This window comes from Ensifer adhaerens, from assembly GCF_001270265.1.
Lineage (GTDB): Bacteria > Pseudomonadota > Alphaproteobacteria > Rhizobiales > Rhizobiaceae > Ensifer > Ensifer adhaerens_B.
This window is the reverse complement of the sequence record NZ_LGAP01000015.1, coordinates 115,431-132,748: the sequence shown is the minus strand read 5'-3', so window position 1 is coordinate 132,748 and position 17,318 is coordinate 115,431. Positions and strand designations below refer to the sequence as shown.

Sequence of the window (17,318 nt, the reverse complement as noted above, 5' to 3'; positions counted from 1 at the left end):
AGCCCCATGGCCATTCACGTCGCTCTTCTTCGCGCCATCAATGTCGGTGGGGCCGGCATGCTGGCGATGGCCGACCTCAGGGCGATCTGCGAGGGGCTCGGCTTTAGCGACGTGAAGACCTATATCCAGAGCGGCAACGTGCTGTTCCGCTCCGACTTGCCGGCGCCGGAAGCGGCGGCAAAGCTCGATGCGGCCCTTGGCGAGAAACTCGGCAAGGCGCCCGGCGTGATGATCCGCAACGCCAGGCAGTTGCAGGTCGTTGCCGAGAAGGCCCCCTTCCCCGATGCCAAGACCAATCTGCTGCATGTAGTCTTCCTGCCGAATGCAGCGCCGGCGGATGCGCTCGACAGGCTCGTTGCGCCCGACGGCGAGGAGGTGCAGGTCGCCGGACACGAGATCTATGTGCACTATCCTGATGGCTCCGGGCGATCGAAGCTGAAGCTGCCGGCGCTGAAACCGGGGACCGCGCGCAACCTCAACACCGTGCGCAAGCTCGCCGAACTGGCGCAGGCGATGGAAGACGACAAAGGCTGATGCTCAAGTTGCGGCGGGCTGGAACAGCAGCCGGACAAAGGTACGGAAGACCAGCAACTGGGCGGGCAGGTTCTTCGGCTCCTTCAACGCCTTCGACAGGATGATGCCGCCCTCGATCACCGTCGAGACCATGTCGGCAAGCTGGTCGACATCCAGAGGCTCGCGTGGCCGATAGACCCGCATGATGTCGCGGAACATTGCGCCGAAACGCCGTCGCCACATCAGCGCCGCTTGCCGGTTGATCTCCTGTATGTCGCGGTCGAAGGACCGCTCGTGGCTGCAGATCACCGCGACCAGGCAGCCGGGGTGACCGTTGGGAAGATCGGAGAGCAGTTCCGACAACAGCTTGAGGCCGAGCAGAAACGCCTGGAGCGGATCGTCCGCAAGCTCGCGCGCCCGGCTGAAGATCTCGTCATAGATCCGCTCGTCGTTCTCGACGTAGCGTTCGAGCAGCGCCTTCGCCAGCTCGTTCTTGTCGCGAAAATGGTAGAAGAAACCGCTTTTGGTGATGCCGGTCTCGGCGATCAATTCATCGATCGAGGTTCCGCCGAATCCTTTCGCCAGCACCGAGATTTCGGCCGCGTCTAGGATCTTGGCGCGCGTTTCCTCACCCTTTCGCATTAGCCGTTTCCCTACCGTTGGTACAGTTTCCGTCTATGACCTAACGACCAGCGAGCGATGCCGCGGCAAAACGCAACCAGCAACCATATGATTTTACTGAGATATTTATGTATATTAGCGATAGTATACCGCAAGTCGTCTAGTTTAGAAGATGATAAAAAGGCAGAAATTTAACCATCCTTGCGGGAATGGGAGCGCTCCGCCGGGATCCAACGAGACCAAAACGGGTGGAGACCGACATGGCCAAATACCGACGCAGCCTGCCGCTCATGAAGGGTGGAACCTTTCTCAGCGACGGCGGCATGGAAACGACGCTCATCTTTCACGAAGGCGTCGAGCTTCCGCACTTTGCCTCCTTCGTCCTGCTGTCGACGTCCGACGGGCGGCGGCGGCTGCTGAACTACTACACGCGCTACCTCGATATCGCGCAGCACCACGGCACCGGTTTCGTTCTCGACACGGCAACGTGGCGTGCAAGCGCCGACTGGGGCACCAAGCTTGGCTATGATGCCAAGGCCCTGGCCGAACTGAACCAGGACGCCGTCTATCTGCTGACGGAACTGCGCGCCGAGTACGAGCGGCCGCAGGCACCGATCGTGCTCAGCGGCGCGATCGGGCCGCGTGGCGACGGCTACAGGGCGAGCCGCATGAGCCCTGATGAAGCCGAGGACTATCATGCCGCGCAGGTCGCTGCCTTTGCCGTCAGCGACGCCGATATGATCTGCGCCTATACGATCACCAATATAGACGAAGCGATCGGCATCGCCCGCTCGGCGCAAAGCCACGGCTTGCCCTGCGCCATCTCGTTTACGGTGGAGACCGATGGACGGCTGCCGAACGGCCGCACGCTCAAGGAAGCGATCGAGATCGTCGATGCGGCAACCGGCCGGTTTCCGCAATACTACATGATCAACTGCGCCCATCCGGACCATTTCGAGGCCAGCCTCGATACCGGCAGCGCCTGGGTCCACAGGATCGGCGGCATCCGCGCCAATGCCTCGACGAAAAGCCACAGCGAACTCGACGACAGCGAGACGCTAGATGCCGGCGATCCGGCGGACCTCGGGCAGCGGTATCGGATGCTGACGCATCGTTTGCCGCGACTGCGCGTCCTCGGTGGCTGCTGCGGCACCGACCATCGCCATATCGCGGCAATTTGCGAGGCCTGCCTGTCGCCGACGGCGCTCAGCGCCTGAGACGACGACGGACTCGCCCTCCCGGCCCTCTCGCGAAACCTTCGCGGGAGGGCGCCGCCTCGCCGGCCAACCCTCGCGAAACGAGCACAGCTCATGTAGACTTGGCTCGAAAGGGCGGTGGCCGGAATGTCCCGGCGGGAGCCGCTGATCACAGAACCATGAACTACGTGCCTCCTTCGCCGACCGCCGAAACCGACGCCATTCGCTTCGACAACAGTTTTGCGCGGTTGCCGCAGCAGTTCTTTGTCCGTGTCGACCCGACACCGGTGGCCGAGCCCTGGCTGATCAAGCTCAACCGGCCGCTTGCCGAAGAACTCGGCCTCGACCTCGACAGTGTCGAGCGCGACGGTGCCCAGATCTTTTCCGGCAATAGCGTGCCTGCCGGGGCCGCACCGCTCGCCATGGCCTATGCCGGCCACCAGTTCGGTACCTTCGTGCCGCAGCTCGGCGACGGCCGCGCGATCCTTCTGGGCGAAGTCATCGACCGGGACGGGCAGCGGCGCGACATCCAACTGAAGGGATCGGGACAGACCCCCTTCTCGCGCCGCGGCGACGGACGGGCGGCCCTCGGCCCAGTGCTGCGTGAATACATCGTCAGCGAAGCCATGTTCGCGCTCGGCATCCCGGCAACGCGGGCGCTTGCGGCTGTCGTGACCGGCCAGCCGGTCTATCGCGAGCAGATCCTGCCCGGCGCCATCTTTACCCGTGTGGCGGCAAGCCACATCCGTGTCGGCACCTTCCAGTTCTTCGCGGCGCGCGGCGATATGGCTTCAGTCCAAGTCTTGGCCGACTATGCGATCGACCGTCATTATCCGGAGGTAAGGAATGACGAGCGCCCCTATCTCGCCTTCTTCAAGGCGGTGGTTGCGCGACAGGCGGCATTGATCGCCCGTTGGCTGCATGTCGGTTTCATCCACGGCGTCATGAACACCGACAACATGGCCATCTCCGGCGAGACGATCGACTTCGGCCCTTGCGCCTTCATGGACGCCTATGATCCGAGAAAGGTGTTTTCCTCGATCGATCAGTTCGGGCGCTACGCCTATGCCAGCCAGCCGGCAATCGGCCAATGGAATCTCACCCGGCTTGCCGAGACGCTGGTGCCGCTCTTCGACCCGCTGGCAGCGACCGCAGTCGATCTCGCCAACGATGCGCTCGGCGAATATGGCGCGATCTTCCAACGGCATTGGCTTGACGGCATGCGCCGCAAGATCGGGCTTGTCGGCGAGGAGGAAGGCGACCTTGACCGCGTCCAGGCGCTACTGACGGCAATGCATCAGGGTGAAGCCGACTTCACCCTCACTTTCCGCAGGCTTTGCGACAGTGCTGCCGATCCGACGGCGGACGCGGCCCTGATTTCCCTATTTGCCGAACCTGCCGGTGTGACGTCATGGCTCGCCGATTGGCGAAAGCGCCTTGAGCGGGAGCCGGGCACAGCAGGCGAGCGCGCCTTGGCGATGAGGGCGGTCAACCCGGCCTATATCCCGCGCAACCACCGGATCGAACAGGCGATTGTAGCGGCGACAGAGGATGCCGATTTCTCGCTGTTCGAAGCGCTCGTCGACGTGACGTCAAAGCCATACGAGGACCAGCCGCGTTTTGCGGCCTATGCCGATCCGCCGAAGCCGGAGGAGGAAGTGCGGCAAACCTTTTGCGGCACGTGAGCGCAAATCGACAGGCGCTTGCGGCCAGTGTCGTTGCCTATTGCTTTCGGCCATAGGCGGAAAGGAATATCCGCACGCTTTCCCTTGCGTGCGCGCGAAGAGCGTCAGGGCCGGGTATCGCCTGGTCCCCGAGCAGCATGGCGTCGTTGACGGGCTCGCCCATCACCAACCAGTTGAAGAAAGACGCAGCGCCGCGCAGGTCCCGCGCCTCGACATCGCCGCGCTCGCGGTAGTGGGCAAGGGCTTTCCTGAGCCTGTCGATCGAGCGACGCGGCCCCTTCGCATGCAGTCTTTTGCCCAGTTCCGGAAAACGTTCAGCCTCGCCGATCACCAGGCGCCGTAGCTGCATCAGCCGCGGCGTCATGACGATCGCCAGTTGCTGCTCGGCGAAATCCTTTAGAAAATCCTCGATCGGGCGTCCATCGACGGGATCGGCGACCTGCTCCTCCAGTTCGTCGCCGGCCACGCCTGTCATGCCAGTGACGATATCGAGGAACAGCGCTTCCTTGGTTCCGAAATGGGCATAGACGGTCTGCTTCGACACACCGGCCATCGCCGCCACTTCGTCCATGTTCGTCGCGAGGAAACCGCGCTGGAGGAACAGCTCGGTGGCGGCAGCCAGGATGGACTGGCGCTTTCTCGTCATTCGCGTCTCGACGGGGTTCGTCATTCTCGGCAACGACCTCTCACATGAGCACGCGATAGCACAAGTTCCGGACTAGCACGATTGCATTGACAAATCAAACTGGACGGTACAGTTTGATTTGGTGTGAATGGCGGAGATGGCGGTGACCGGGAGCGAAAGCAGGACGTTGAACGCGCGATGCACCTGCGGGCAGGTGCAGCTGCGTGCCACCGGCAGGCCGATCGTGGCGGCCGCCTGCTATTGCGCGAGTTGCCGGAAAGCAGGCGGACTGTTCGAGGCGTTGCCCGGCGCTGCGTCGGTGCTCAACAGCGACGGGTCCACGGATTTCGTTCTCTTCCGCAAGGATCGGATAGACTGTGTGCGCGGCGCCGATCAGCTTCGCGAACATCGGCTGACGCCCACGTCGAAAACCCGCCGCGTTGTCGCGATCTGCTGCAATGCGCCGATGTTTCTCGAGTTTAGCAGTGGCCATTGGCTGACGCTCTACCGGCAGCGTCTCGACCAGGAAGCACGGCCACCTCTGGAGATGCGGGTGATGACTCGGGACCGCCGGGCGGATGTCACCATCACGAATGACCTGCCGAACTATGCCGGCCATTCCGGAAAGTTCATGCTGAAGCTCATCGGCGCCTGGGCGGCAATGGCTTTCCGGACCCCGAAAATCGACTATGTGAAAGGTGAGCTTGATGGCCACGGAACGTGAAAAGATCGAGATCGAAAACATCGTTTCTCCCGGGCACGTCACGCGTGTCGACAAGATCAAGTATGATGCAATGAAGGAAGCCCTGCTCACCGCCCTATCCCGTGAGCAGACCGCCCTCACGGTCGCCGAAGCAAAACAGAAGCTGCTGCCATTGCTGCCGGATGATCTCTTTCCAGGCGGCGCGAAGGCCGGGTGGTGGCTGAAGGCAGTCCAGCTCGATCTCGAGGCCAAGGGCGTGCTGCGCCGGGAAAACACCAAACCCCTGCGCCTTCGGCTTGCTTAAAGCGCGGCGCGATCTCTAGGATTCGCTTGCTGCGCTTTAAGCTCTTGTTTTTACGCATGTCGTTATCCCAAAACCGCAGCACACTTTTGCGCGACATCCTTTCGTCAGCCGCGCACCAGTTCTTTCGCGACCACGTGGTGAGCCCGCGACAGCGATTGCCCGCTGCACGGCTATCGCTTTCCCTCATGCGCAAGAACAGCAAAGCGTCGCTCGATCCTTCGGCGCGCAACTTCATTGCGGCCACCTTACAGCGCTGCGCGTCAGATATGACGCGCTAAGGTCGCTGTAACGCTTGAAACTTGCTGCATAATTTTGCGCTGCGGAATTATGGCTATTGAAAGGCAGAACCGGCGCGTTAGGTGCTAGGTGGCAGGCGGTCGCACGACTTGCCCAAGTCCGATCTGACGGCCGCGGCCTGCCTCGCGACCGCCGACCCCGAAACCGATTTTTTCCCGCGCGACCTTTCATCCAGGCCGCCTCAATGAAAAAGCCGTGCCGCGGCGCCGTTCATCAATTCGGGAGTTCCCACCATGCTCATTCTGACGGCCATCGTCTTCGCGCTCATCGGTCTTGTGCTCGGCGGCGGCGGAGCCGAGCTACTGGTGCTTGGCGGCAGTCCCTATTATCTCATCGCCGGTATCGGCTTCCTGCTGACGGCCATCCTTCTCTTCATGCGCAGGGCCGCCGCCCTCTGGCTCTACGCCCTCGTGATCCTCGGCTCGCTCGCCTGGGCAGTCTGGGAGGTCGGCTTCGACTGGTGGCAACTCGGACCCCGTGGCGGCGTCATCGTGTTGCTCGGCCTGTGGCTGATGTTGCCGGCGGTCCGGCGCCCGCTCGGGTTTGAGAGCCCGACGGGCGAACGTTATGCCGCCAGCGCCTGGCCGCTGGCGCTGGCCGTGCTCGGTTCGATCGGCATTGCCGGCTATGCGATGACCCAGGACCCGCACGACATCCGCGGTGACCTGCCGAGCGACGTGGTCGCCGCCAATCCGCCGCTCGGCGGCAACGTGCCTCCCGGCGAATGGAATCAATACGGGCGCACCCCCTTCGGCCAGCGCTATGCGCCGCTCGATCAGATCACCCCGGAGAATGTCGCCAGCCTCAAGGTCGCCTGGCAATATCAGACAGGCGACATCAAACGGCCCGACGACGTGGGCGAGACCACTTATCAGGTGACGCCGATCAAGGTGAAGGACACGCTCTTCGCCTGCACGCCGCACAACTGGGCGATCGCGCTCGACGCTGCGACCGGCGAGGAGAAATGGAAATATGACAGCAACTCCGGCATGAATCCGGACCGGCAGCACCAGACCTGCCGCGGCGTCACCTATTGGGCCGATCCGGCGGCGACCGCCGGCAGCGTCTGCGCCGAACGGGTCTACCTGCCGACATCGGACGCGCGGCTGATCGCGCTCGATGCGGCAACAGGTGCGGTCTGCACCAGCTTTGCCGACAACGGCGTGCTGCAGCTCGAAAGAGGCATGAAGTACAATCCGGCCGGCTACTACTATTCGACCTCGCCGCCGGTTGCCGTTGCCGGAAAGCTGATCATCGGCGGTGCCGTCAACGACAACTATTCCACCCAGGAACAATCCGGCGTCATCCGCGCCTTCGACATCAACACCGGTGCCCTGCTTTGGAACTGGGACAGCGGCAACCCTGACGTGACGACGCCGCTTGCCGAGGGCCAAACCTATGTGACCAATTCGCCGAACAGCTGGTCGGTGTTCAGCTACGACGAGGGCCTGGGCCTCGTCTATATCCCGATGGGCAACCAGGTGCCGGATCAGCTTGGCATGGGGCGCAGCGAACACGTTGAGAAGTACTCCTCCTCCATCGTCGCGCTCGACATCAATTCCGGCGCCGTGCGCTGGGTGCGCCAGACCGTGCACCACGACCTCTGGGACATGGACGTGCCCGCACAACCGGCGCTGCTCGGCATTACCAAGGAGGATGGCACGGTCGTACCGGCACTCGTCGGTCCGACGAAGCAGGGCGACATCTACGTGCTCGATCGAAGGAGCGGCGAGCCGATTATCCCGATCGAGGAAGTCGCTGCCCCCAAGGGTGCGATCCCGGAGGACTTTACCGCGCCGACCCAGCCTGTCTCCGGCCTGACCTTCATGCCTGCGCCCCTTCAGGAGCGGAACATGTGGGGCGTGACCATGTTCGACCAGCTCGCCTGCCGCATCTCGTTTCGTTCGCTGAAATACGAAGGTCGCTATACGCCGCCGTCGCTTGAGGGAACGCTCGTCTACCCCGGCAATTTCGGCACATTCAACTGGGGCTCGGTCGCGGTCGACCCGGAACGGCAGGTGATGTTCGGCATGCCGACCTACCTTGCCTTCACCTCGCGCCTCGTTCCACGCGACCAGATCCCGCCGAAGGGCCAGGACGAAAAGGGATCCGAGCAGGGCCTCAACCGCAACGACGGCGCGCCCTACGGCGTCTTCATGGGCCCGTTCCTCGGCCCGCTGAAGGTCCCCTGCCAGGCGCCACCATGGGGTTATGTCGCCGCGGCCGATCTCAGAACCGGCAAGATCGCCTACAAGCACAAAAACGGTACCGTCGAGGACATGACGCCTTTGCCGCTGCCCTTCAAGGTCGGCGTTCCCGGCATCGGCGGACCGATGATCACCAAGGGCGGCGTCGCTTTCCTCGGCGCGGCGGTCGACAATTATCTGCGCGCCTATGACGTGACGACGGGCGAACAGCTCTGGGAAGCACGCCTTCCGGCCGGCGGCCAATCGACACCGATGAGCTACACGGTGGGCGAGAAGCAATATGTGCTGATCGTCGCGGGCGGCCATGGCTCGGTCGGCACCAAGCCCGGAGACTACGTCATCGCCTATACCCTGCCCTAATACGCGAGAAGGCATCCCTAATTCTCGCTACTGGGTTGCATCGGCAAGCCCCACGCAAGCCACCAGAAGCAGCCTCCCCCGGACAGAAGATTCCGGGGGATTCCCATGAAAATCGACAACAGCATATCGAACTACTACTTCTCGCAGCGCCGCGCCCAGTCAGGAACCGTCGCCCCGCTCGAAGAGAATGGCAGCGCTGACGCGCGTCCTCGGCTTTCACCGACCATCGCGCCGGCATCCACGTCGGCCTCGCTGTCGAACGCCTTCTGGATCAGTGCGACCAGAGAAGAGGAAGCCAAGCCTACGATCGGAACCGGGGAGGAGACTGGCTCCGGAGACTCGGTCAGCGACGAGTTCCTGAAACGCGCCAAGATGACCTTCGCGGAACAGATCCGTGCACAGATCCTGGAAGCGCACGGCATCACCGAAGACGATCTCAAGGCGATGGATCCGAAGCAGCGCGAAGCGATCGAGGAAGAAATCCGCAAGGCGGTCGAGCGCGCGATGGGCATCGACCAGCAGCGCAATGATACCGCATCCGATATCGCCGACGGAAGCGCCGCAGCCTAAAATAAACGCGCCTACAATCCTCGATTTTCCCCTGAATCGGCACGCCCGGCACGCGAAGGTGATCGCGACCACCCACCGCAAGAGTGTGCGCTGGCGACCGGCGGCTAGACCATCTCCGCCGCCATCCGGCCGACGTCGGCAAAGACAGCGTTCAACTCGGCGAGCGGCGCCGTCGCCTCGGCAATGTAGACCGCGAGCAGCAGCGGCCCCCTGCCTTCCGGCCACACGATCGCGATGTCGGACGCCGCGCCGTTGCCGTTCGTTCCCGTCTTGTCGCCGACCCTCCAGCCCTTCGGCAGGCCGGCCCGGATGCGCAGGTCGCCGGTGGTGTTGGCAACCATCCACTCGACCAGAAGCTTGCGCGACGTTTCGGTCAGCGCCGGCCCGAAGGCAAGTTTGCCGAGCGTTTCCAGCATCGCGGCTGGCGTCGTCGTGTCGCGCGGATCGCCTTTCTGGGCCTCGTTCAGCCCCGGCTCGTTCCGGTCGAGACGCGTGGTCTCGTCGCCGATCGTGCGCAACCAGGCGGTCAGCGCCGGCGGACCGCCAAAGCGTTCCAGCAACAGGTTCGCCGCCGCATTGTCGCTTGTCGTCATCGTCGCGGCACAGAGTTCGGCAATCGTCATGCCCTTGCCGCCGATATGCTTCTCCGTTACCGGCGAATGGGCGATGATATCCTTCTGCGCCACGACGATGCGGCGATCGAGTTTTTCGGCGCCCTGATCCGCACGGGCAAGAATGAAGCCGGCGGCCAGCGTCTTGAAGCTCGAGCACATGGCGAAACGCTCATCCTCGCGGCAGCCGAAGGATATGTTCGTTTCCATGTCGAGAACGGAAACACCAAGCCGGCCACCCGTGCGCTTCTCGAGTTCGGCCAGGCGTGCATCGACACTATCCCCGGCGGCGGGGGCGGCCTTTGCGGCCGGCCCGAAGGCGATTGCCGGATAGATCAGCGCGGAGCCGACGAGCAATTGGCGGCGATTGATGAGCAGCGACACGTGTTCCTCCGTCGAGCGCCGCGCATATATGCCGACGCTCTAACTGACTGTTGTTAAACATGCATTCGGATCGACGATGGGCCGAATCGATTGCTGCGCAGATCGCTAGGCGCTGATTGTGGCGTCCTTGTGCCACCCTTTTCCGAATAGGACTGACGGCCAGAATGCCCCGGCTCGACGCTTGCGGCTCCACCGGATGGAATGGTATGAAGCCGCAGCAAAACAGGGATAATGATCCGTGCGCCTGATCCGTTAGCGACGCTCACCGGCAAGAAAGAACCACCGACGCCAAAGCCACTTTGCGGCACATTTTGGCGTGGGCAATTTTTTTGAAGGCCGATGAGAACGCCAACCGTTGAACCATCGTTCTCCGGCCGTTTGCAGGATCATATCCATGACAACGACCCATCCATCCTTGCCCGAAACCGGCAGCCTGCGCGCCGGTCCGTTCGACCTCGGCTATCGCATCGAGGGAAGCGGCCCACCACTGCTCGTCGTCGGCAGCGCCGTCTACTATCCCCGGACCTTCTCGGGCCGCCTGCGCCAACGAATGAAGCTCCATTTCATCGATCATCGGGGCTTTGCACCGGCACATGCTGCCTACACGCTCGGCGACGTCGGCTTCGACACGGTGCTCGACGATATCGAGCGGATGCGCCGGCATCTCGGGCTCGATCACTTCGCCATCCTCGGGCACTCCGGCCATGGCTACATGGCGCTCGAATACGCCAAACGCTATCCCCGGCATGTCAGCCATGTGGTCATGGTCGGCACCGGGCCAAGCCATTCCGCTCTGCACATGGCCCTTGGCGATCGCCGATGGGAGGAGGTGGTCGCGCCGGAGCGCAAGGCGATCTTCGAACGTGAGATGGCCGAGCTTGCCGCCGATATCGCCGCTCGGCCGGAGGAGCGGTTCAAGTCGCTGCTCATCCGGCTTCGCGCCAAGAGCTGGCATCTGCCTGGTTTCGACGCGGCACCGCTGTGGCGCGATGTCACCGTCAACAATCTTGTCTTCGACCATCTCTGGGGCGAGGTGTTTCGCGACATCGACATCCGCATCGGGCTCGACCGGCTCGCCATGCCGGTGCTCTTGGCACTCGGGCAATGCGATTATCTCGTTGCACCGGCAGAGACCTGGGACGCCTATCGCAAGGGTTTTCCGGATCTGACCGTCCACATGTTCGAGAAAAGCGGCCACACGCCGCAACTGGAGGAAAGCGATCTCTTCGACGAGACGCTGCTTTCCTTCTTTGCGAGGTAACCGGTGGAGCCAAGGGAAAGGCCCGATCGGGCCTTTCTTCCCACCCTGCATTGACGGTTTCCGGAAAGCGATTATCTAATGCTCCAGAAGCTATAGGTTTGGAGCATGGGCATGTATTCCATCGGCGATCTCTCCCGGCGCACGGGCGTAAAAGTTCCGACGATCCGCTATTACGAGCAGATGGGGCTGATCGCGGCCCCGGAACGCTCGGAAGGCAACCAGCGGCGCTACGAGAAGCCCGAACTCGAACGTCTCGCCTTCATCCGCCATGCACGCGATCTGGGACTGTCGATCGAATCGATCCGCGATCTGCTGGCACTGAGCCAGCATCCGGAGCGCCCCTGCGGCGAAGCGGACCGCATCGCCAAGGAACATCTGATCACCGTACGCGAAAAAATCGCCCAGCTGCAAAAGCTGGAGCGCGAACTTGAGCGCGTCGTCGCCTGCAACGGCGACCACACGATCGGCGACTGCTACGTCATCCGTGCGCTTGCAGACCATTCGATGTGCGGCAGCGACCATTGAGCGACTGGGACCGACTTCGAACAGAGGTCGCCACCCCTTTCCTCAACCGTGCGCAAAAATCCCCGTTGACAAAAGTGCGGAAACGGACAATCTACGCACATGATCAAGAACGCACCCATCTGCCGCGCGTATTTTTGGCTGTTCCCATAGGAGCGGCCTGCTGATCATATTCAACAAGGCCGCCATCAGGCGGCTTTTGTTTTTCACGGCACCTGATGGCGAAAGAACCATGAGGAGCCGACAATGCTACAGACCGCCATCCCCTCTCTCCATCCGCTGCCATCGACGCGCCCGCCGATGGTGACGATCCGCTGCGCCAAGCAGCGTGACCTACCCGAATTGCGCGAAATGATCGCCGAACTCGCCGCCCACCATGGCGATGCGGCGCCGATCACCCCCGAGCAACTCGAGCGCGACCTCTTCGGCCGCAGCCCCTGGATCACGGCGCTTGTCGCCGAGGCCGGCAACCGGCTGATCGGCTACGCGATCCTCCTCCCGGTCTACCGGGCAGCGGAAGGCGCGCGCGGCATGGAATTGCACCACCTCTTCGTGCGTCCCGACAACCGCGGCACCGGCATCGGCCGACACCTCGTCGCCAAGGCCCGTGAACAGGCAAAAATGGCCGGTTGCGATTACCTCTCGGTCAGCGCCGCGACCGGCAATTTCAAGGCGCACGACTTCTACGAATCCGAGCGTTTCGTGCCTCGCCCCGTGACGGGCATGCGCTATATGCAGAAACTTGGATGAGGATGAGGCGATGCGACTTGCAATCGTGCTTCACGAAGGGTTTGCGGATTGGGAATGCGCGCTGTTGATGGCGGCGGCGCGCACTCACCTCGACGTCGATATCGACGTCGCCACCTTGGACGGCGCGCCGGTGACGTCAATGGGCGGCCTCGACGTCTCCGCGCATCTGTCGATCGACGCGCTTGACCCTGCGGGCTTCGACGGCCTGGTGATCTGTGGCGGCGCGATCTGGGGAACCGCCGACGCCCCCAACCTCTCCGCCACGATCCGTTCCTTTCATCGGCAAAAACGGCTGGTCGCCGCAATCTGCGGCGGCGTCGATGCACTGGCATCGAGCGGAATTCTCGACGCCATCGACCACACCGGAAACAGTGCGGACAGCCTTGCGCCGCTCGCCGGCTATCGCGGCCACGGCTATTATCGCGATCAGCCGCAGGCTCTCAGCCGCGACCGCATTGTCACGGCCGCCGGCACCGCACCGGTCACCTTTGCGGTCGAGATCTTTCGCGCCCTCGGCCTCGGCTCGCCCGAACTCGACGGCTATGCCGCGCTCTATGGCCGCGAGCATGCGGCCGTCACGACGGCGGCATGAGCAAACCAAAGCGCATCGTCAGAGCGTGGGAATGGCCTTGAGATAGGCGGCAATCGCCTCGCGATCAGCAGCAGTCAGCTTCGCCATGTTCTTCTGAACCTCGACCATGGAGCCACCGACGGAATCGAATTCCGGTGTGAAACCGGTTTCGAGATAGGAGGCAATGTCGGAAGCGCTCCAGCCGCCGATGCTTTTCGAGCCTGGCGTGATGTTGGGGATGCGTCCCTTGCCTTCCGGGTTTGGTGCGCCTGCCAGCCATTGGCCCGGCTCGAAGCCGCCGAGCGCGTTTCGCGGCGTATGGCACTCGCCGCAATGCCCCGGCCCCTCGACAAGGTATTGTCCACGTCCGAGTTTCGGGTCGGAGGTATCGACAGCCACCCGCGGTTTGTCGGTGAGGAACAGCAGCTTCCAGCCGCCGAGCGCCAGCCGCATATTGTAGGGGAACGGCAATTCGTGTCCTGGCGCAACGTCGCTGCTTTTCGGCAGCGTTCTCATGTAGCCCCAGAGGTCGTTGATATCCTTTGGCGCCATCCGCGCGTAGGAGGCGTAAGGGAAAGATGGATAGAGATGCTCGCCGTTTCGGCCGACGCCCCGCGTCATGGCATTGCCGAACTCGGCAAGCGTCCAGCCGCCGATGCCGGCCGTTTCATCAGGCGAGATATTGGGTGCGTGAAAGGTACCAAACGGGCTTTTCAGCGGCGGGCCGCCGGCAAGAACGAGCCGGGCGTCGCCTTCGCTGCCCCGTTTCGCATGACAGCTGACGCAACCGCCCGCCCAGAAGATCTGCTCGCCATTGGCCAGATCCGGTTCGCCGAGACCCTCCCAATGATCGGCAGCCCAGGGCGCCGGCTTCGTCACCCACCAGAACGCCGCGCCGCCGACGAGACCCAGAAACACGAGACCCGAGACCAGCTTTCTAATCCGTCGGCCCATCAAGCTGCCTTTCAACTGCACAACCTTAACCCGAGAGCTTCGCTCACACTCAAAGTAACGCGGCAAACCGCGACGAGCGTGACGTCCCTGCCGTCACAACAACAGCCTCAATGCGCCGGCGAAAGCCGGCGCATTGAGGCAATTCTCTAAGAAGTAGACCTATCGTCAGTTCTTCTTCAAACGGTAGGTCTCATGACAGCTGCCGCAGTCCTTGCCAAGCACGCCCAAGGCGGCGCCCACACCCGCCTGATCTGCCGGAAGCTGAGCCAGAACGGCATCCGTATCGACGCCAAGCTTGGTTGCCTTGGCTTTGAAGTCATCCATATTTTCCCAGATCTTCGGGCTTGCTTCCGTCTCCGAACCGGTTTCGGAGCCGGCGGGGAAATGGTCGGGGAACATCTTGACCGTTTCAGAGATGGTCGTCAGCGATGCCTTGACGATCTCAGAATCATACGGCTTTTCGCCCTTGGCAATTCCCGCGAGCGCACCCGTGGCGGCGCCGACCTTTTTCATCAATTGCTGGCGGACTACTTGCGGCTCATCGGCCGCAGTGACGGCGGTAACGCCGAGGCCCGCAAGGGCGGCAGCAAGCATAAGGGCGCGTATCTTCATTGTGATCTCCCGGTCATTCGAATCCGCATCTGCGGCCTTCGTGTTGAATGCGCCGGCATGATGTCATTTTAGCCTTTCGACGGAAGTAACATTTTTTTGATGTCCTTGTCATAACAGCATAATTTGACGCGGCCACGCGATTCCTGATCGTCTCGGCCGCATCGCTCCTATAACATGACTACTATAATCATGTTTATACTTGGCGACTCTACCGTCCGCCAGCCCACCCCTGCCAGACGGTGAAGGCTGCGACCAGCACCAGAACAAAGCCGGCAATGCGGCCGATCAGAACGGTCGCACCCGGGCTGCCGACGAGAAAATCGCGACCGCGACCAGCGGCCAGCGCCAAACCGCCATAGACGGCGAGCTGGGTAGTGGCGATCATCAACGCCATGACGGCTGCCTGCGACCATACCGGCCCGAATTGCGGCTTCAGAAACTGCGGATAGACCGCGAGCATGAAGAGATAGGCCTTGGGGTTCATCAGGCTGGTGAGAGCGCCCTGGCGAAAGCTCGCCCAACGCGAGAGCCGCCCGGTGCCGTCGATACCGCCGATGGTGATCGAACTGCGGATAAGGGAATAGCCAATCCAGGCGATATAGGCGGCACCGCCGACGAGCAGGACGTTGAAGAGCTGCGGCACCAGATGAAGGATGACGCTGACCCCGAGCGCGGCATAGAGGGTATGCAGCACGCCGCCGGCCATGATGCCGGCTGTCGCCGACAGGCCGGAGGCGCGACCTCCGGTCAGCGAGTTCGCCAGCACGAAGATCATATCCATGCCCGGCACGATGATGATGCCGAAGAGAAGGGTGAAGAAAAGCCAGAGATTTTCCGAGTAGCTCATGTCAGTTGTCCGAGGTCCGTTCGATCGTTGCCTGAGCGGATTGCTTATTTTTCAATCCGTTGCTGGATGTTATAAGCGCCTGCAACTGACAGGGTCTTGTCAGGAGCGTTTGATGCGGCGGAGTTTTTTCGATGCGCAAGGCCTCGCGCCTGTTCGAGATCATCCAGATCCTCCGGCTCGCCCGGAAACCGGTGACGGCGGCCGATATGGCCGAAACGCTGGAGGTGACGCCGCGCTCGATCTACCGCGATATCGCTGCCCTTCAGGCCATGCGCGTGCCGATCGAAGGCGGCCGCGGCATCGGATACATCCTCCGCCCGGGCTTCGACCTGCCGCCGCTGATGTTCTCGATCGAGGAAACCGAGGCGATCGTGCTGGCGCTGGCGCTGCTTGCACGTACGGGAGACGAGGAGCTGAAGGCGGCGGCCGGCCGCGTCAACCAGAAGATCACCGGCGCCGTGCCCGAACCGCTGCGGCTCGCCTTTCGCAGCCAGGCGCTGCACGCCTGGGGAACCGTGGCCCCCTCGCCCGCCGGCGTCGATCTGGCACTGGTGCGCCGGGCAATCCGGGACGAACGCAAGCTCGGCATCGACTATCGCGACGAACTCGGCCGCGCCACCGAGCGAACCATCCGGCCGATCGCGCTGATCTATTATTCGGAAACGGCCAACATCGTCGCCTGGTGCGAACTGCGCCAGGCGATCCGCAACTTCCGCGCCGATCGGGTCGAACACTGCGAAGCGACCGACGACTTCTTTCCCGGCGAAGGGGAAGGCCTGAGGGATCTCTGGATCAGCGGATGGCGGACGCAGCCAGGCGGGGCGTGACCGCAGTCAGTTGGAGCGTTCGATCCGTTTCGCGCCCGTAGCCGCGGATATCCATTCTGCCCGCATGGACCTCAACGATCGCATAGGCTGTCGTATCCGGTGTTTCGACCATGCCCTTGATGTTGACGAAATGCATGCCGTCGAGCAGGCCATAGTTGCCGTCGTGATTGTGACCGCAGAAATAGGCGGCGACATTTTCGAAGCGGCCAAAAAGGTCGACGATGCGTTCGCTGTCCCACATATTGTGAGCATCAGGCGGATAGACCGGGTAGTGGCCCATGACGACAACCTGTTCGCCGGCAGCTTCCGCCTTGCCCAACACTCCTTCCAACCAGGCAAACTGCTGATCGCCGAGCGCGGCATTCCAGGGATGCGCGTTGGCCGCTCCCTTGGACTTCAGCGTCGCGAGCCATGTCTCGGCCGCGGCAAGCCGCGGATCGCCCGGCGGCGGAGCGAAGAGGCTGACCTCGTTGCCGTCGACCAGCACGAAACGCCAGCCGGCTGCCGAAAATGTCTGATATGGGCTGGTCATACCGACCCGGCCGAATACCTGCGCGAGCCTCTCCGGCTCCACGCGAAAGTCATGATTGCCGAGGAGAAAATGCCGAGGGTGCCGGAGCCTGTCGTAGAGCGGCAGGATCGCGTCAAAGCTCTGCCAGTCCCGGTCGATGATATCGCCGAGTGTCACCACGAAGGCGAGGTCTTCTGCATTGAAGGTCTCGATCGCTTCGGCGAGCTTCGTGAGGCTGTTGGCATAGTAGCGACCGAGGACGAGGTTCGGTTCCACGGCGGCGTATTGCGGGTCGGCGATCACGCCAAAGCGGAGGAGAGGCTGTGTGTCTGCGTGCATGGTGCCTCTCCCTAGCGCCGCGCGATGACACTTTGGTGACGGTGGGTC

General features: G+C 62.6%; 20 protein-coding genes. 13 read left to right on the top strand and 7 right to left on the bottom strand.

The window, feature by feature from the left end; genetic code table 11:
• Positions 1–6: 6 nt before the first annotated feature.
• The gene (locus tag AC244_RS21010) at positions 7–534 is read left to right on the top strand and encodes a DUF1697 domain-containing protein (protein WP_053250760.1); all 528 of its coding nucleotides are present in this window, start codon (positions 7–9) and stop codon (positions 532–534) included.
• A 3-nt stretch (positions 535–537) separates the two neighbouring features.
• On the opposite strand, the gene AC244_RS21005 is transcribed toward AC244_RS21010, so the two are convergent.
• Positions 538–1,155, bottom strand: a complete 618-nt coding sequence (locus AC244_RS21005) for a TetR/AcrR family transcriptional regulator (RefSeq protein WP_053250759.1) — start codon at positions 1,153–1,155, stop codon at positions 538–540.
• Between the two features lie 239 nt (positions 1,156–1,394).
• Here AC244_RS21005 and AC244_RS21000 point away from each other — a divergent pair, with 239 nt between their 5' ends.
• Complete coding sequence (locus tag AC244_RS21000; RefSeq protein ID WP_053250758.1) at positions 1,395–2,351, top strand: homocysteine S-methyltransferase family protein; 957 nt, start codon at positions 1,395–1,397, stop codon at positions 2,349–2,351.
• A 158-nt stretch (positions 2,352–2,509) separates the two neighbouring features.
• Positions 2,510–4,015, top strand: coding sequence for a protein adenylyltransferase SelO (locus AC244_RS20995; RefSeq protein ID WP_053250757.1), 1,506 nt, complete (start codon positions 2,510–2,512; stop codon positions 4,013–4,015).
• Positions 4,016–4,052: 37 nt separating this feature from the next.
• On the opposite strand, the gene AC244_RS20990 is transcribed toward AC244_RS20995, so the two are convergent.
• Positions 4,053–4,661 (bottom strand): TetR/AcrR family transcriptional regulator, encoded by a 609-nt coding sequence (locus AC244_RS20990; RefSeq protein WP_234716994.1) that lies wholly within the window; start codon positions 4,659–4,661, stop codon positions 4,053–4,055.
• Positions 4,662–4,803: 142 nt separating this feature from the next.
• Between AC244_RS20990 and AC244_RS20985 the strand changes: the two genes are divergently transcribed.
• From AC244_RS20985 to AC244_RS20970, 5 genes are all read left to right on the top strand, one after another.
• Positions 4,804–5,364 carry a GFA family protein gene (locus AC244_RS20985; protein ID WP_082367023.1) on the top strand — a complete coding sequence of 187 codons (561 nt, stop codon included), beginning with the start codon at positions 4,804–4,806 and terminating at the stop codon, positions 5,362–5,364.
• A complete protein-coding gene (locus AC244_RS20980; protein WP_053250755.1) occupies positions 5,348–5,647 on the top strand; it encodes a DUF6958 family protein in 300 nt (99 codons plus the stop codon). The genes AC244_RS20985 and AC244_RS20980 overlap by 17 nt, the downstream gene beginning before the upstream one ends.
• A 26-nt stretch (positions 5,648–5,673) precedes the next feature.
• Complete coding sequence (locus tag AC244_RS37205; protein WP_161807887.1) at positions 5,674–5,925, top strand: hypothetical protein; 252 nt, start codon at positions 5,674–5,676, stop codon at positions 5,923–5,925.
• A 252-nt stretch (positions 5,926–6,177) separates the two neighbouring features.
• Positions 6,178–8,511 (top strand): glucose/quinate/shikimate family membrane-bound PQQ-dependent dehydrogenase, encoded by a 2,334-nt coding sequence (locus AC244_RS20975; protein WP_053250754.1) that lies wholly within the window; start codon positions 6,178–6,180, stop codon positions 8,509–8,511.
• A gap of 105 nt (positions 8,512–8,616) precedes the next feature.
• Entirely contained in the window at positions 8,617–9,081 is a 465-nt protein-coding gene (locus AC244_RS20970) for a hypothetical protein (protein WP_053250753.1), read from the top strand.
• 104 nt (positions 9,082–9,185) lie between these two features.
• Here the strand turns inward: AC244_RS20970 and bla are convergent, their stop codons facing one another.
• Positions 9,186–10,076 carry a class A beta-lactamase gene (gene bla / locus AC244_RS20965; protein ID WP_053250752.1) on the bottom strand — a complete coding sequence of 297 codons (891 nt, stop codon included), beginning with the start codon at positions 10,074–10,076 and terminating at the stop codon, positions 9,186–9,188.
• Positions 10,077–10,470: 394 nt separating this feature from the next.
• Here bla and AC244_RS20960 point away from each other — a divergent pair, with 394 nt between their 5' ends.
• The 4 genes from AC244_RS20960 (at position 10,471) to AC244_RS20945 (ending at position 13,201) form a co-directional block, all read left to right on the top strand.
• Positions 10,471–11,337: an alpha/beta fold hydrolase gene (locus AC244_RS20960; protein ID WP_053250751.1), complete on the top strand. Its 867-nt coding sequence runs from the start codon at positions 10,471–10,473 to the stop codon at positions 11,335–11,337.
• Positions 11,338–11,448: 111 nt separating this feature from the next.
• Positions 11,449–11,862 carry a MerR family transcriptional regulator gene (locus AC244_RS20955; RefSeq protein WP_053250750.1) on the top strand — a complete coding sequence of 138 codons (414 nt, stop codon included), beginning with the start codon at positions 11,449–11,451 and terminating at the stop codon, positions 11,860–11,862.
• Between the two features lie 243 nt (positions 11,863–12,105).
• A complete protein-coding gene (locus AC244_RS20950) occupies positions 12,106–12,609 on the top strand; it encodes a GNAT family N-acetyltransferase (RefSeq protein WP_053250749.1) in 504 nt (167 codons plus the stop codon).
• A gap of 10 nt (positions 12,610–12,619) precedes the next feature.
• Positions 12,620–13,201, top strand: a complete 582-nt coding sequence (locus tag AC244_RS20945; RefSeq protein WP_053250748.1) for a DJ-1/PfpI family protein — start codon at positions 12,620–12,622, stop codon at positions 13,199–13,201.
• A gap of 18 nt (positions 13,202–13,219) precedes the next feature.
• Here the strand turns inward: AC244_RS20945 and AC244_RS20940 are convergent, their stop codons facing one another.
• The 3 genes from AC244_RS20940 to AC244_RS20930 form a co-directional block, all read right to left on the bottom strand.
• The gene (locus AC244_RS20940; RefSeq protein WP_053250747.1) at positions 13,220–14,134 is read right to left on the bottom strand and encodes a cytochrome c; all 915 of its coding nucleotides are present in this window, start codon (positions 14,132–14,134) and stop codon (positions 13,220–13,222) included.
• Positions 14,135–14,299: 165 nt separating this feature from the next.
• On the bottom strand, positions 14,300–14,746 hold the full coding sequence (locus AC244_RS20935; RefSeq protein ID WP_053250746.1) for a c-type cytochrome: 447 nt from the start codon (positions 14,744–14,746) through the stop codon (positions 14,300–14,302).
• Positions 14,747–14,954: 208 nt separating this feature from the next.
• Positions 14,955–15,593 carry a LysE family translocator gene (locus AC244_RS20930; RefSeq protein ID WP_053250745.1) on the bottom strand — a complete coding sequence of 213 codons (639 nt, stop codon included), beginning with the start codon at positions 15,591–15,593 and terminating at the stop codon, positions 14,955–14,957.
• 131 nt (positions 15,594–15,724) lie between these two features.
• Between AC244_RS20930 and AC244_RS20925 the strand changes: the two genes are divergently transcribed.
• Positions 15,725–16,420 (top strand): helix-turn-helix transcriptional regulator, encoded by a 696-nt coding sequence (locus AC244_RS20925; RefSeq protein ID WP_053250744.1) that lies wholly within the window; start codon positions 15,725–15,727, stop codon positions 16,418–16,420.
• On the opposite strand, the gene AC244_RS20920 is transcribed toward AC244_RS20925, so the two are convergent.
• Positions 16,386–17,270: a metallophosphoesterase gene (locus tag AC244_RS20920; protein WP_053250743.1), complete on the bottom strand. Its 885-nt coding sequence runs from the start codon at positions 17,268–17,270 to the stop codon at positions 16,386–16,388. The genes AC244_RS20925 and AC244_RS20920 overlap by 35 nt on opposite strands.
• Positions 17,271–17,318: the final 48 nt, after the last annotated feature.